The sequence below is a fragment of the Oscillospiraceae bacterium genome, from assembly GCA_025757985.1.
Lineage (GTDB): Bacteria > Bacillota > Clostridia > Oscillospirales > Ruminococcaceae > Gemmiger.
This window is the reverse complement of the sequence record CP107210.1, coordinates 229,704-244,487: the sequence shown is the minus strand read 5'-3', so window position 1 is coordinate 244,487 and position 14,784 is coordinate 229,704. Positions and strand designations below refer to the sequence as shown.

The following is a 14,784-nucleotide window of genomic DNA, read 5'->3' as shown; positions in this document are numbered from 1 at the left end:
ACAGCATTTTTAAGGATAAGACCCTACTCATCACCGGCGGCACCGGCAGTTTCGGCCATACCGTGCTCAAGCATTTTCTCACCACCGACATCGGCGAGATCCGCATCTTCTCCCGCGATGAAAAAAAGCAGGACGATATGCGCCATGAGCTGCAGGCCCAGTACCCCGAGTACGCCAACAAGGTCAAGTTCTACATCGGCGATGTGCGCAATCCGCAGTCCATCCGGGACGCCATGCCCGGCGTGAATTACATCTTCCACGCAGCTGCGCTCAAGCAGGTGCCCAGCTGCGAGTTCTTCCCGATGCAGGCCGTGCAGACGAACATCATCGGCACCGACAATGTGCTGCACGCCGCCATTGACGCCGGCGTTGAGCGCGTGGTCTGCCTGTCCACCGACAAGGCTGCCTACCCCATCAATGCGATGGGTATTTCCAAGGCGATGATGGAGCATGTCATCTTTGCCAACGCCCGCGTGGCGGCCGAGCGCGGCGGCACGACCATCTGCTGCACCCGCTACGGCAATGTCATGTGCAGCCGCGGCAGCGTGATCCCGCTGTTTATCGACCAGATCAAGGCGGGCAATCCCATCACGATCACCGATCCTAACATGACCCGTTTCCTGATGAATCTGGACGAGGCCGTGGATCTGGTCATGTTCGCGTTTGAGCATGCCAACCCGGGCGACCTGTTCATCCAGAAGAGCGATGCCTCCACCATCGGCGATCTGGCCAAGGCTGTGCAGCAGCTGTTCGGTGATACCGGCACGAACATCATCGGCACCCGCCACGGCGAGAAGCTGTTTGAGACGCTGATGACCCGCGAGGAGCGGCTGCGCAGTGAGGATATGGGCGGCTACTACCGCGTGGCGGCCGACAACCGCGACCTGAATTATGATAAGTTCGTTGTCAAGGGCGAGGTCCACACGATGGCCGATGACTCCTACACAAGCCACAACACGAACCGCCTCGATGTCGAGGGCACTGTCAAGAAGATCCTGACCACCGAGTATGTGCGCAACGCACTGAAGGAGATGGAGGCCGAGAAAAAGGCATGAAAATTCTCGTGACCGGCGCCAAGGGCTTTGTGGGCCGCAACCTCTGCGAAAATCTGAAGAACCTCCGCGATGGCAAGGACCGCACCCGCCCTGCCCTGACCGTGGATGAGGTGTTTGAGTACGACCTTGACACGCCCCCCGCAGAGCTGGACAAATTCTGTGCCGAGGCCGATTTTGTCTTTAACCTTGCGGGCGTCAACCGACCCAAAAGCAATGACGAGTTCATGCAGGGCAACTTCGGCTTTGCCTCCACCCTGCTGGACACGCTCAAATCCCACGGCAACACCTGCCCGGTCATGCTGTCCAGCTCGATTCAGGCGACCCTGATTGGCCGCTACGGTGAGAGTGACTACGGCAAGAGCAAGCTTGCGGGCGAGGAACTGTTCTTCGACTACAGCAAGGCCACCGGTGCGCCGGTGCTGGTCTACCGCTTTCCGAATTTGTTCGGCAAGTGGTGCCGTCCCAACTACAACAGCGCCGTGGCGACCTTCTGCAATAACATTGCCAACGACCTGCCCGTCACGGTCAACGACCGCGCGACCGAGCTGGAGCTTTTGTACATTGACGACCTGATCACCGAGATGCTCGATGCGCTTGAGGGGCATCCCCACCGCTGCGATTACAACGGACTTACGCCTGTTTTTTGCGAGACGGGCCGCTATTGCGCTGCGACCGTGACCCACAGGGTCACGCTGGGCGAGATCGTTGACCTGCTGGAGCAGTTCAAAGCGCAGCCCGCTACGCTGGTGATGCCCCGCATCCCGGCGGGCAGCTTTGCCAAAAAGCTGTACTCGACTTATCTGTCCTATCTGCCAAAGGAGAAGGTCTGCTTTGCACTGAAAAAGAACGAGGATGCCCGCGGCAGCTTTACCGAGCTGCTGAAAACCGAAGGCTGCGGCCAGTTCAGTGTGAATATCTCAAAGCCCGGCATCACGAAGGGCCAGCACTGGCACAATACCAAGTGGGAGTTTTTCATTGTTGTTGCAGGCCACGCCCTGATTCAGGAGCGCCGTATCGGCAGCGATGAGGTGCTGGAATTTGAGGTGCGGGGCGAGGAGCCGCAGGCCGTTCATATGCTGCCGGGCTGTACCCACAATATCATCAATCTGAGCGAGACGGAGGATCTTGTCACGCTGATGTGGGCAAATGAGTCGTTTGATGCGAACCACCCGGATACGTTTTTTGAGAAAGTCTAAATGAGGAGGAACCCATGGCTGATTACAGCAGCGTTTCTTTTAAAAATAACGGCAAGCTGAAATTGCTTATCATCGTCGGCACCCGGCCGGAGATCATCCGGCTTGCAGCCGTCATCAATAAGACCCGCAAGTATTTTGATGTCATTCTGGCCCACACCGGTCAGAACTACGACTATAACCTGAACGGCGTCTTTTTCCATGATCTGGAGCTGGCCGACCCCGAGGTCTATATGGATGCCGTGGGCGCCGACCTCGGCGAGACGATGGGCAACATCATCTCCGAGAGCTACAAGCTGATGGCGGCCATCCGCCCTGATGCCGTGCTGGTGCTGGGCGACACGAACAGCTGCCTCTCCGTCATCGGTGCCAAGCGGCTGCATATCCCCATCTTCCACATGGAGGCCGGCAACCGCTGCAAGGATGAGTGCCTGCCGGAGGAAACGAACCGCCGTATCGTGGACATCATCTCCGATGTAAACATGGCCTACTCTGAGCATGCCCGCCGCTATCTGGCCGACACCGGCCTGCCGAAGGAGCGCACCTATGTGACCGGCTCCCCGATGGCTGAGGTGCTGCACCAGAATCTCGAGAAAATCGAGGCATCGGACATTCACGCGCGTCTGGGGCTTGAGAAAGGCAAATACATCCTGCTCTCCGCCCACCGTGAGGAGAACATCGACACCGAGAAAAACTTTACCTCGCTGTTCACCGCCATCAACAAGATGGCCGAAAAGTACGATATGCCGATCCTCTACTCCTGCCATCCGCGCAGCCGCAAGCGGCTGGAGCAGAGCGGCTTTAAGCTCGACAAGCGCGTCATCCAGCATGAGCCATTGGGCTTCCACGACTACAACTGCCTGCAGATGAACGCCTTCTGCGTTGTGTCCGACTCAGGCACGCTGCCCGAGGAATCGAGCTTTTTTACCAGCGTCGGGCATCCATTCCCGGCGGTCTGCATCCGCACCTCGACCGAGCGGCCCGAGGCGCTTGACAAGGCCTGCTTCATTCTGGCGGGCATTGACGGCGACCATCTGCTGCAGGCGGTGGATGTAGCCGTTGAGATGAACAAAAACGGCGATTTGGGCACCCCCGTGCCCGACTACACCGACGAAAATGTCTCCGACAAGGTCGTCAAAATTATCCAGAGCTACACCGGCGTTGTCAACAAGATGGTGTGGCGCAAATACTAAACAGGAACACGATAGCTTATGCGCATACTGGTAGTGACCCAGCATTTCTGGCCGGAAAATTTCCGCATCAACGATATTGTCGAGGGCTTTGTGCAGGACGGTCTTTCCGTGGATGTACTGTGCGGCCTGCCCAACTATCCGCATGGGGAATGGTTTGACGGCTACAGCGCCGACGGCCCTTTTGAGGAAAGCTATAAGGGTGCCCGCGTATTCCGCGCAAGAGAGATCCCGCGCAAGGGCAACACCGGCAAGACGATCTTTTTGAATTATGTAAGCTGGCCGCTGTACGCGGCAGCAGCCCTGAAGCGCCTGCCCGGCGGGTATGATGCGGTGTTCTGCTTCAACACAAGCCCTGTGCTGATGTGCTGGCCTGCGGTGCTGTATGCAAAAAAGCACCATGTACCGTTCACAAATTATGTGCTTGACCTCTGGCCGGAGAATTTGTACAGTGTGCTGCCCGTCAAAAACCGGTTTATGCGGTGGGTGGCACAGTCGGTCAGCGACAGCCTGTACAAGCGCTGCGACCGACTGATTGCCATGAGCGAGCCGCTGCAGGAGCGTCTGTGCGCCCGCACCGGCAAGACAGCGGCGCAGGTGGCGGTCATTCCGCAGTACTGTGAGGATTTCTACGCCGTGCCGCAGCATGATGCTGCACTGGAGCAGCACTTTGCCGGGCGGTTCAATCTGGTATTCACCGGCACCTTTACCCCTGCACAGAGCCTTGACATGGTGCTGCGCGCCGTGCTGGACGCCCGCGCCGCCGGGGCCGAGCGGCTGCACCTGCTGCTGGTCGGGGACGGCATGAGCCGCGAGGCCCTGCAAAGCCTCGCCCATGAGCTGCATGCCGGGGATGCCGTGACCTTTTACGGCAGTGTCCCCGCCGCTGATGTACCCAAGTTCACCGCGCTGGCCGATGCCCTGCTGATTTCCCTCTCCGACTCGCCCGATCTGGGCCTGACGGTCCCCGGCAAGCTTGCAAGCTACATGGCCGCCGGCAAGCCGGTGCTGGCCTCAATGAACGGTGCAGGCTATACGGCTGTGCAGGAAAGCGGCGGCGGGCTGGTCAGCCCGGCCTGCGACCAAAAGGCACTGGCAGAGAATATGCTGGCGCTGTATGGCATGACCGATGCCGAGCGCGCGGAGCTGGGGCGCAAGGCCTATGCGTATTACGCTGCACATTACCGGAGAGCCGAGTTGTTGAAGCGGTTGGAGGAATTTACGGTGGAAGGGAAATGAGGAAGCCCACGCAGCCCATTTTCGAGTGGCTTTGTAGGGAGGGGTTTTGACCCCTCCGCGGGGCGTTGAGGACGCCGCCCCCTACAAGCCGTCAGGCAGAGTTGTAGGGGCCGCACATGTGCGGCCCGCAGCCTTGCCGTTACCGCCTCTATCCCCCACAAAACGCAACACACCCAAAATTGAGAGGTATACCCATTTTGGATAAAAAAATTCTGGTGATCATCCCCTGCTATAATGAGGAGGATAACATCGTCAATACGGTGGAAAACCTGCGCGCTACCTGCCCGGAGGTGGACTTTCTTGTCGTGAACGACTGCTCGACCGACAGCAGCGCTGCGCTGCTGAAAAGCCGTCATTATCCGTTTCTCGATCTGCCCGTCAATTTGGGCATCGGCGGCGGCGTGCAGTGCGGCTACCTGTACGCCGTGCGCCACGGCTATGATGTCGCCGTACAGATGGACGGCGATGGCCAGCACGACCCCGCCTACCTGATGGAGGTCGTGCAGCCGGTGCTGGACGGCGTCTATGACATGTGCATCGGCAGCCGCTTTATTAAAAAAGAAGGCTTCCAGACAAGCTTTATGCGCCGGGTCGGCATCCGCTGGCTGAGCGGTATGATTCGTCTGCTCTGCGGCAAGCGTGTGCTGGATGTCACCAGCGGCTTCCGCGCCACCAATTTGGCCATGACCGCTTATTTTGCGCAGCACTACGCCACCGATTACCCCGAGCCGGAGGCCATTCTGGCGGCAAGTCTGGCCGGTTTCCGCGTGGGAGAGGCCCCCGTCATCATGCGGGAGCGGCAGGGCGGTGTGTCCAGCATCCACAGCTTCAAGAGCGCTTACTACATGATCAAGGTCTCGCTGGCGCTCATCATCGATCGCTTATCCATCCGTAAAGTAAAAGGAGGCCGCGCATGACTGCACACCTGCAGCTGTTTATGATTTTGGGCGCTATTGTGCTGCTGCTCATCATCTTTGCCCTTTTAAAGCGCGGCCTTATGAGCGTAAAATACAGCCTGCTCTGGCTGGCGCTGGCTGTCGGGCTTGTCATTGCCGCCGCCTTCCCCTATGTGGTGTATGTGCTGCGCGACCTGCTTGACATTGAGATGCCGGTCAACCTCGTCTTTCTGCTGATGTTCTGCTTCGTGCTGGTGGTGCTGCTGTCCCTGAGCATCGCCATCAGCCAGCTGGCGGACAAATGCAAGCGATTGACCCAGGCCAACGCCATACTGGAAAAGCGCGTCCGCGACCTGGAAGAAAAGCAGTGACCCTGCGCCCGAACGGAGAGAGGAATCATGACAATAACCTGGGAGCAGATCCTCGCTTTTTTGTGTGAGGATCAGACGATGGCGATCACCTCGCTGTTGTTTCTTGCCTTTTTTGCGGCGGTGGCGCTCATCAACTATGCCCTGCCCCGCGTGCTGCGGCCGTACTTTCTGCTGATCGCAAGCTACGGCTTTTTCTGCTATGATCCCGTAAACCGCCCGCTGGTCTGGGTCATGGCGGCGGCAACGCTCATCACATGGCTCTGCGGGCTCATCATCGGCAAGGTTCGGTGCAAGCCGGTGCGTATTCTTGCACTGCTGGCCTCGGTCGGGTTCGGCATCGGGATTCTGGTCTACTACAAGTATTGGAACCTTCTGGCAGACTCGCTGGGCGGCAGCCTGCTCTCCCGCCGGGAAAATCTGCTGGCACCACTGGGGCTGAGCTACTTTACCTTTGCGGCCATGAGCTATACCATTGATGTCTACAAGCGCCGCTGCCGGGTCGAGACGAACCCGCTGCACTATGCGCTGTTTGTCAGCTTCTTCCCCACGCTGATCAACGGCCCGATCGAGCGTTACCCCCAGCTGCGCCCGCAGATCCGCAAAAGCCGCCGCTTCAGCTACCAGCGCTGCGCGGGCGGTGCTTTCCGCATGCTGTGGGGCTACACCAAAAAGATGGTCCTTGCCGACAATTTGCGGCAGTATGTTGCAGCCGTCTACGGTGATATTTCCGCCGTGGGCGGGCCGAACCTGACGGCGGCCACCGTGCTGTTCGCCGTACAGCTGTACATGGATTTCTCCGGCTGCTGCGACATTGCGCTGGGTGCAGCCCGCATTTTGGGCTATGACCTGATCGAGAACTTCGAGTCCCCGTTTGAGGCGCGCACCTTCAACGATTTCTGGCGGCGGTGGCATATCTCAATGACCAGCTGGTTCCGGGATTATGTCTACTTCAGCTTGGGCGGCAGCCGGTGCGCCCCGTGGCGGCATTACTTAAACATCGTCATCGTCTTTGTCTGCTCCGGCCTGTGGCACGGCGCGGACTGGCGGTATCTGGCATGGGGCCTTGCCACCGGCCTGTGCGCCGCCTTCGGCGTGATGACGGCCAAGGCGCGCAAAAAGCTGAATCGCTTCAACCCGCTCTACCGTATGGGCTGGTTCAAGGCGCTGTGGCAGTGCCTTGTGACCAATGCGCTGTTCTGCCTGACGCTGGTCTTTTTTGCCTCGGCCATCTACAACACCGACCCGTTTGCGGTCTATGGCTCACTGCTGCAGGGCTGGGACGGTCTGGCCGGGTCGTGGGCGCAGGTGTCGGGGCTGATCTACAGCAGCGGCATTGACGGCCGCCTGCCGGTCGTGCTGCTGTTCGGCTGCTTTGTCGTCTTTGCGGCGGAGCACGGCGGCCGCAGCGTGTCCCGCTGGATACGCCAGCAGGTCTGGCCGCTGCGCTGGACGCTCTACTACGGCGCTGCCGCAGCGATCCTTTTCTTTGCCGCATTCGGTCAGTCGGCGTTCATCTACCAGCAATACTGAGAAAGGGCGGTGTAATCCATGGCTAAATCCCCTACCCCGGTCCCCGCACCGCCGGTCAAGATCCAACGCGGCGCACCCACAAATACCCCCGTGAAAAAACGCCGCCGGAAAAAGCGGGTCAATCCGTTTGTGCTGCTTCTGCGCGGGCTGGCGCGGCGCATCTACTTCGGCGTAAAAACCGCCTTCAAGTTTTTGCTGCTGGTGCCGATTCTCGTCTTTATGGTAGCATTCAGCTACAATGTGGACCGCAGCGGCCTGTTTCAGGGTGCGCTGGCGCCCCGCCGTATCGTGGATCTGATGCTGCAGGGCTATGATGTGACAAATTTTGAGCAGATGGACGAGCGTCAGGTGGTACAATTATTTGCACAGGATGTACCCGAAACGCCTGAGGCTATCGGTATCGGCTCCAGCCGCGTGCTGCAGTTCAACCGTGAAAACACCGGTGTTGAGAGCTTCTTCAACATGGGCGTCACCGGCGCTGATGTGCGCGACAACATGACCAGCTACTACAAGATGGTCACCTACGGCAAGGCCCCCCGCGTGCTTTTGTGGAGCCTTGACCCATGGGTGTTCTACGGCAGCGAAGCTGCGTTTGACGCCCGCGCCGATGCCGACCTGTACAACGAATTTTTAACCAAGGTCCTGAATGTTCCCACCGATTATGAGGAGCCCGACAAGGTCGAGCTGTGGAAGGCGCTGGCTGACCCGGCCTACTTTCAGGGCAATGTGGACTACTATGTCAAGAACCGCGGTCAGACCACTGTCACCGATGACGAGGGCAACACCATCGAGTTCAACCCCGTGCAGGGCGACCCCTACGACCAGCCCACCACCATCAAGCGGTCGGACGGCAGCGTGCTGTATGATATTGCCTTCCGCAGCCAGACCGAGGATCAGATCCGCACGCTGGCGGCCGAGGCCTGCATGAGCTTCAACAGCGTACATATGGAGGGTTTTGACGAGTTGAGCGACACCCAGATCCGGGCGTTTGACTCCTTTATCAAGTACGCGCAGTCTCAGGGCACCACCGTCATTTTGGTGCTGTCACCGTGGCATCCGTATCTGTACGGGTATCTGCTGACCGAGCCGGAGCAGCACAAGGGCTTTTTCCTTGTGGAAAACTGGCTGCGGCAGTATTGCGCCGACAACAATGTACCGCTGTACGGCAGCTATGACCCTGCCTGCATCGAGGGTCTGCAGGAGACTGACTTTTTTGACGGCCTGCACTGCGGCGGCACCGGCATTGAGCGGTTCTTCCCCGGCATACCGCAGGCCTTGGCGGATCTTGAGAACGGCACGCTGGCCAATCCGCTGGATGTCCACCCGCGCACCAGCCTTGATGACCCCAACGCTGAACCGGTTGACTCCGACATGAACCAACAGGAGGGATAACGATGGCTTTCCTTGAGATTTCCTTTAACGCAAAGCGCCCGCTGATTTTGGGGCGCGGCGGCTTTGGCACCCAGCTGAACGACTGGCTCCTTGACGAGGGCTGGGGCAGCGCGGATTTTCTGGACGACAATGCCCCCGATGCCGTGGGTGGTCTGCGTGATTACCCGGACCCGGCCATCCTGCACCCGGGCCGCCCTGCCTTTGTGGCGCTGGGCGATAACAAGCTGCGTGTTGAGCTGCTGCAAAAGCTGACGGCTGCGGGATATGCCACACCGGTGTTCATCAGCGATGCCGCCTCGGTCAGCCCCAGCGCTGTGCTGGAGCCGGGCTGCATCATCATGCCGCGCGCCTATGTGGGGGCCGGTGTCCATCTGGGCGTCGGCTGCATCGTCAATGCCGGGGCCATCGTCGATCACGATGCCGCGCTCGGCCGCGGTGTGCATGTGGCACCCGGCGGCATCGTCAAGGCGGGGGCCGTGGTTGCTGAGTACGCCAAGGTCGATTCCGGCGAGGTCGTCCGCTCCCCGTGGGAGGACCGTTGATGGCCCCCCGCCGTGATTACATTGACGAACTGAAGGGTCTTGGCATCCTGCTGGTGGTGTTCGGCCACTTTATGGAGCAGTACCGGATGAACTATCCGTTCGTCAGTGCGACCTTTTTCTGCATCTATGCCTTCCACATGGCGCTGTTCTGCGCCTGCAGCGGTCTGGTGGCGCGGTTCAACCCGCGCAAGCTGGTCACCCAGCAGCTTTGGCTCTATTTCCTTGGGCAGAGTCTGATGCTTGTCTTTCGCGCAGTCGTTCTGCGGGAGGATTTTGCCGAGAGCGGCGGTGTGCTGGCCGCTCTGCTGCTGCCATGGCGGCACATGTGGTATCTGTATGCGTTGATCTTCTGGCACCTGACGCTGCCGCTGCTCTGCCTGCTGCGCGACCGGCTGGGGCTGGCCGGCTCCTGTCTGGGCATGTCGCTGGCGGTGGCCGTGGGGCTGGCCGGCGGGCTGATAGACTGGCCGTTCATGCTTGTGCGGGTGTTCGCCTTCTTCCCGTTTTATGCCTTTGGCGTACTGTTCCGCCCACAGCTGGATACGCTGGCCGCCTTTGCCGCACAAAACCGTGCTGCACGGCTGCTGCCTGCAGCAGGTCTGGCGGTCGGCTACGGCCTCTACTTTATCCGGGTCTTTTGCTCGGAGACGATCTTGGACAACAGTGCCGAGCTGTTCCACGATGTAAGCTATGCGGGCGGCGACCGGCCGGAATACCGCATCGTCTTTTATCTGGTCGGCATTGCTACCACGGCGGCGCTTGTGGCAGCCTTCAGCAGCGGGCGCCGACTGACCGGTCTGGGGCGGCGCACCCTTGCCATCTACCTGCTGCACCTGCCGATTCTTGCATTGCTTGTGCAGCTGCAGCTTTTTGAGCCGCTGCGCGGTGCGCCCGTGGCATTGCCCGTGCTGTGGTACACGCTGCTGGCCGCCGCAGCATTGGCCGTGCTGAACTGGCAACCCGTGCAGACCCTCTTTGATTTTGCCGCAAACTGCTGGTATAAGCGCGGCAAATCGTAACAGCGAACAGCAAACCTCGATCTGGTTTTGCACCTCCCTTTTTAAAAGGGAGGTTTTTTATTTTCTGCTTGACAGCAGAACTACTTTGCATTACAATATAGTCAATGAACATGGTAATACAAGGTAGTCAGGAGGGTAGACGATGTTTGATCGCGCGCAGCTGCGCAAGGGAACGCTGGAGGGGTGCATTTTAAAGATCATCTCGCGTGAGGCGGCCTACGGCTATGCCATCGCCGTCACCCTGCGGGAGAGCGGCTTTGCCGACCTGACCGAGGGCACGCTCTATCCCCTGCTGCTGCGGCTGGAGCGCAAGGGGCTGATCGCGGCGGAGTACCGCGCCGGCTCCGGCGGCCCGAGCCGCAAATATTACCGGCTGACGCCTGACGGCGAGCAGTATCTGGCAGAATTTGCGGCGGCATGGCAGACCACCGGTGCCGCCGTAAACCGCATTATGCAGAATAAGGAGGGCTGAACCATGAAAACAATGCGCAACGAATACCGCGACCTGAAAAAAGAGAACGACCTGATTTTTTCAACGCTGGCAGAGTACGACCGCGACACCATCACGGAAATCATCAGCGTAGCGGACAACACACGCGGCATCGGGTACGAGATCGAGCTGATCCGCAAGGACCTGATTGCGATGGCGGCACAGGCCGAGGCCCGGCGCGACTATCTGCCGTCGGTCATCGGGGATGTAGACGTTTTTAAACGGAATCTGCTGGCCAGCATGCCCAAACCGAAGTTTGCGGATTACATGGCAGACAGCCTTGTGTGGCTATGCACATTTGCGTTGGCCTCCGCCGCGACCTATACGGTGATAGGCCGCCCGTGGGACTGCCATTACGACTCGGTCTGGCTTGTGCTCTGCATTGCCATTATGATGCCCAGTGCGTGGCTGCTGCAGCGCATTGTCCCCGCCGAGTGGGCGGCCTCTACCGAAAAAGGTGTGCGGTACGGCGCCATTACAGCCGCCATGATGCTTTTGTGGTTCGTGGAGTTTTGGCTCGTCGACAAATGGGTCACGCCGCTGCTGCCCACGGTGGGCCTGCCCAACCTTGCGGCAGTCATCCTGTTCGGCGCGGCACTGGCGGCGTTGCTTGTCTGGCGCAACCACCGCCGCAACGAGCTTGCCGAAAAGCGGCCTTGGCGGGATGTGATGGAGAAATAAAAGCATCCCCCGATGGTGCGTAACCATCGGGGGACGCTTTGCCTTCCCCTGCGGGGGAAGGTGACCGAACGCAGTGAGGTCGGATGAGGGGCGAGCTTTCCGTAATTACCCATAAACGGGTTGCTGCGGGAAGGTCGCCCCTCATCAGTCACCTTCGGTGACAGCTTCAGTCTCCGCGCTAAGAGCCGCCTACGGCGGTTGCGCTCCGACACGCGCCTGCGGGCGCAGCCCTGCGGGGGAAGCCTTTTAAATATGCTCCAAAATCTTGTTGCCCATCTCGGTGCAGCCAACCTTGGTGCAGCCGTCTGCCATCATGTCGGCGGTGCGGTAGCCGGCATCGAGGACCGCGTTCACGGCAGCCTCGATTTCATCCGCCTCGGCCGGCATGTCAAAGCTGTAGCGCAGCATCATGGCGGCTGAGAGGATGCAGGCGATCGGGTTCACGACATCCTGCCCGGCAATATCGGGCGCAGAGCCGTGGATCGGCTCATACAGACCGCAGGTCCCCTCGCCCAGAGAGGAGGACGGCACCATGCCGATGCTGCCGGTGATCTCGCTGGCTTCGTCGGAAAGAATGTCGCCGAACATATTTTCCGTCACAATAACATCAAACTGCGCGGGGTTCTTGCAGATCTGCATGGCGCAGTTGTCCACAAACATCTCACTGTATTCGACCTCGGGGTACTCGGCCTGCAGGCGGTGCATGACGGCGCGCCACAGACGGCTGGTGTCCAACACATTGGCCTTGTCCACACAGGTCAGCTTTTTGCGGCGCTTCATGGCTGTTTCAAAGCCGATGCGGCCGATGCGCTCGATCTCATGCTCCGCGTAGGGCATTGTGTCGATGGCGACCTTCTCGCCGTTCTGCTCAATCGTCTTATGCTCGCCGAAATAGACACCGCCGATCAGCTCACGCACAACAAGGAAGTCAATGCCCTTATCCACGATGGACTTTTTCAGCGGGGAGGCATCGGCCAGCTGCGGCCAGATCTTCGCCGGGCGGTTGTTGGCGTACAGGCCCATGCCGGCGCGCAGCCGGAGCAGGCCCTTTTCGGGGCGCTTTTCGCCGGGCAGTCCCTCCCACTTGGGGCCGCCGATGGCACCGAGCAGGACACTGTCAGCGTTTTTGCATTTTTCCAGTTCGGATTCCGGCAGCGGGTCACCGAATTTGTCGATGGCCTCGCCGCCCATGTAGGCGCGGGTATAGGTAAAGGTATGGCCGTGCTTTTCTGCAATTTTATCCAGCACGCGCACCGCCTGTGTCACGATCTCCGGGCTGGAGCAGTCACCGTAGATCAGAGTGATGTTTTTCTGCATAGTTCTGTTCTCCCTCTCGTTGCTATTGTAGGGGCGGGACATGTCCCGCCCTCGGCCTTTCCATCACAGCACTTTTGCCGTAAAGCCGCGGGCCGGGCATGCCCGGCCCCTACAGGGCATCAGTCCTTCAAGCTGTTCATCAGCCCGCCCTTGGCAATGATGTTCTGGATAAACGGCGGGAACGGCGCGGCCTGAAAGGTCTGGCCGGTGGTTTCGTCCGTAATGACGCCGGTGTCAAAGTCGATGCTGACCGTGTCGCCCTCGGCGATTGCCTCGCTTGCGGCGGGACATTCGAGGATCGGCAGGCCGATATTGATGGCATTGCGGTAAAAGATGCGGGCAAAGCTTTTGGCGATGACGCAGCTGATGCCGGACGCCTTGATGGCAACGGGGGCATGCTCACGCGAGGAGCCGCAGCCGAAGTTCTCGCCGCCGACCATGATGTCACCGGCCTTGACGCGGGCGACAAAGCTCTTGTCGATGTCCTCCATGCAGTGGCTCGCCAGCTCGGCGGCGCTCTGGGTGTTCAGATAGCGGGCGGGGATAATGACATCGGTATCAATGTTATCGCCGTATTTAAAAACAGGACCTCTTGCGTTCATAGCTCAAACCTCCCTGGGGTCGGTGATGTAGCCGGTCAGTGCGCTGGCCGCCGCCGTGGCGGGGCTGGCAAGATAGACCTCGGAGTCCACATGCCCCATGCGGCCGACAAAGTTGCGGTTGGTGGTGGAGACACAGCGCTCCCCCGCTGCCAGAATACCCATGTAGCCGCCCAGACAGGGGCCGCAGGTAGGCGTGGAGACGATGCAGCCTGCATCAATAAATGCCTCGGCATAGCCACGCAGGATGCACTCCTTGTAGACGGCCATCGTGGCGGGGATAATGATGCCGCGCACACCCTTGGCAATGTGCTTGCCCTTCAAAATCTCGTAGGCAGCCTGCATATCCTCAATGCGGCCGTTCGTGCAGGAGCCGATGACGATCTGGTCGATCTTGATGTCTTTGCCCTCTTTCGCAAGGTGGGTGTTCTCCGGCAGGTGCGGGTAGCTGACGGTAGGCTCAAGCGTGTCAAGGTCGATCGTGATGGTCTGTTCGTACTCGGCATCAGGGTCAGCCTCGTACTTCGTCCACGGGCGCTGGCTCCGGCCTTTGAGATAGGCCTCGGTCGCTTCGTCCACGGGGAAGATGCCGTTCTTGGCACCGGCCTCAATGGCCATATTGCAGATGCAGAGCCGGTCCTCCATCGTCAGGCTGCTGACGCCCTCGCCGGTAAACTCAAGGCTCTTGTACAGCGCACCGGATACACCGATTTTTCCGATGAGGTGCAGGATGACATCCTTGCCGGTGACGGGTTTGTGCAGCTGACCCTTCAGCTCCACCTTGATGGCGGCGGGGACCTTAAACCACGCCATGCCCTTTGCCATGCCGGCGGCCATATCGGTGGAGCCGACGCCGGTGGAGAACGCCCCTACCGCACCGTAGGTGCAGGTGTGGCTGTCGGCACCGATGATGCAGTCACCGGCGGTCACGATGCCTTTTTCGGGCAGCAGGGCATGCTCAACGCCCATCTGGCCCACATCGTAGAAGTTGAGAATGTCGTACTTGTCGGCAAATTCGCGGCACTGCTTGGACTGCGTTGCGCTCTTGATGTCCTTATTGGGGACAAAGTGATCCAACACAATATTGACGCGGGTCTTATCAAACACCGAGTCAAACCCGGCTTTTTCAAATTCATTGATGGCGACCGGGGTCGTGATGTCATTGCCCAGCACGATGTCGAGCTTGGCATTGATGAGCTGGCCCGCCGTCACGGCTGCCTCGCCGCAGTGGGCCGCTAAGATTTTTTGGGTCATGGTCATGCCCATGGTC

At 59.6% G+C, this 14,784-nt stretch carries 15 protein-coding genes; 12 read left to right on the top strand and 3 right to left on the bottom strand.

The window, feature by feature from the left end; genetic code table 11:
* Positions 1-5: 5 nt before the first annotated feature.
* The 12 genes from OGM67_01115 (at position 6) to OGM67_01060 (ending at position 11,598) form a co-directional block, all read left to right on the top strand.
* Complete coding sequence (locus OGM67_01115) at positions 6-1,055, top strand: polysaccharide biosynthesis protein (protein ID UYJ36172.1); 1,050 nt, start codon at positions 6-8, stop codon at positions 1,053-1,055.
* Positions 1,052-2,251 (top strand): NAD-dependent epimerase/dehydratase family protein, encoded by a 1,200-nt coding sequence (locus OGM67_01110; protein UYJ34972.1) that lies wholly within the window; start codon positions 1,052-1,054, stop codon positions 2,249-2,251. The genes OGM67_01115 and OGM67_01110 overlap by 4 nt, the downstream gene beginning before the upstream one ends.
* A 14-nt stretch (positions 2,252-2,265) precedes the next feature.
* Positions 2,266-3,441, top strand: a complete 1,176-nt coding sequence (wecB, locus tag OGM67_01105; GenBank protein UYJ34971.1) for a UDP-N-acetylglucosamine 2-epimerase (non-hydrolyzing) — start codon at positions 2,266-2,268, stop codon at positions 3,439-3,441.
* A gap of 18 nt (positions 3,442-3,459) precedes the next feature.
* The gene (locus OGM67_01100; protein UYJ34970.1) at positions 3,460-4,677 is read left to right on the top strand and encodes a glycosyltransferase family 4 protein; all 1,218 of its coding nucleotides are present in this window, start codon (positions 3,460-3,462) and stop codon (positions 4,675-4,677) included.
* A gap of 197 nt (positions 4,678-4,874) precedes the next feature.
* Positions 4,875-5,594 carry a glycosyltransferase family 2 protein gene (locus OGM67_01095; GenBank protein ID UYJ34969.1) on the top strand — a complete coding sequence of 240 codons (720 nt, stop codon included), beginning with the start codon at positions 4,875-4,877 and terminating at the stop codon, positions 5,592-5,594.
* Positions 5,591-5,944: a DUF2304 domain-containing protein gene (locus OGM67_01090; protein UYJ34968.1), complete on the top strand. Its 354-nt coding sequence runs from the start codon at positions 5,591-5,593 to the stop codon at positions 5,942-5,944. The genes OGM67_01095 and OGM67_01090 overlap by 4 nt, the downstream gene beginning before the upstream one ends.
* Before the next feature lie 27 nt (positions 5,945-5,971).
* On the top strand, positions 5,972-7,474 hold the full coding sequence (locus OGM67_01085; protein ID UYJ34967.1) for an MBOAT family protein: 1,503 nt from the start codon (positions 5,972-5,974) through the stop codon (positions 7,472-7,474).
* Between the two features lie 18 nt (positions 7,475-7,492).
* Positions 7,493-8,866 (top strand): hypothetical protein, encoded by a 1,374-nt coding sequence (locus tag OGM67_01080; GenBank protein ID UYJ34966.1) that lies wholly within the window; start codon positions 7,493-7,495, stop codon positions 8,864-8,866.
* 2 nt (positions 8,867-8,868) lie between these two features.
* A complete protein-coding gene (locus tag OGM67_01075) occupies positions 8,869-9,408 on the top strand; it encodes a hypothetical protein (GenBank protein UYJ34965.1) in 540 nt (179 codons plus the stop codon).
* Positions 9,408-10,427 (top strand): acyltransferase family protein, encoded by a 1,020-nt coding sequence (locus OGM67_01070; GenBank protein UYJ34964.1) that lies wholly within the window; start codon positions 9,408-9,410, stop codon positions 10,425-10,427. Before OGM67_01075 ends, OGM67_01070 begins: the two co-directional genes overlap by 1 nt.
* Before the next feature lie 142 nt (positions 10,428-10,569).
* Positions 10,570-10,899 carry a PadR family transcriptional regulator gene (locus tag OGM67_01065; GenBank protein UYJ34963.1) on the top strand — a complete coding sequence of 110 codons (330 nt, stop codon included), beginning with the start codon at positions 10,570-10,572 and terminating at the stop codon, positions 10,897-10,899.
* 3 nt (positions 10,900-10,902) lie between these two features.
* Entirely contained in the window at positions 10,903-11,598 is a 696-nt protein-coding gene (locus OGM67_01060; protein ID UYJ34962.1) for a hypothetical protein, read from the top strand.
* Between the two features lie 246 nt (positions 11,599-11,844).
* Here the strand turns inward: OGM67_01060 and leuB are convergent, their stop codons facing one another.
* The 3 genes from leuB to leuC form a co-directional block, all read right to left on the bottom strand.
* Complete coding sequence (leuB, locus tag OGM67_01055) at positions 11,845-12,915, bottom strand: 3-isopropylmalate dehydrogenase (GenBank protein ID UYJ34961.1); 1,071 nt, start codon at positions 12,913-12,915, stop codon at positions 11,845-11,847.
* Between the two features lie 119 nt (positions 12,916-13,034).
* Positions 13,035-13,517, bottom strand: a complete 483-nt coding sequence (leuD, locus tag OGM67_01050) for a 3-isopropylmalate dehydratase small subunit (protein UYJ34960.1) — start codon at positions 13,515-13,517, stop codon at positions 13,035-13,037.
* A gap of 3 nt (positions 13,518-13,520) precedes the next feature.
* On the bottom strand, positions 13,521-14,780 hold the full coding sequence (gene leuC / locus OGM67_01045) for a 3-isopropylmalate dehydratase large subunit (GenBank protein UYJ34959.1): 1,260 nt from the start codon (positions 14,778-14,780) through the stop codon (positions 13,521-13,523).
* Positions 14,781-14,784 lie beyond the last annotated feature (4 nt).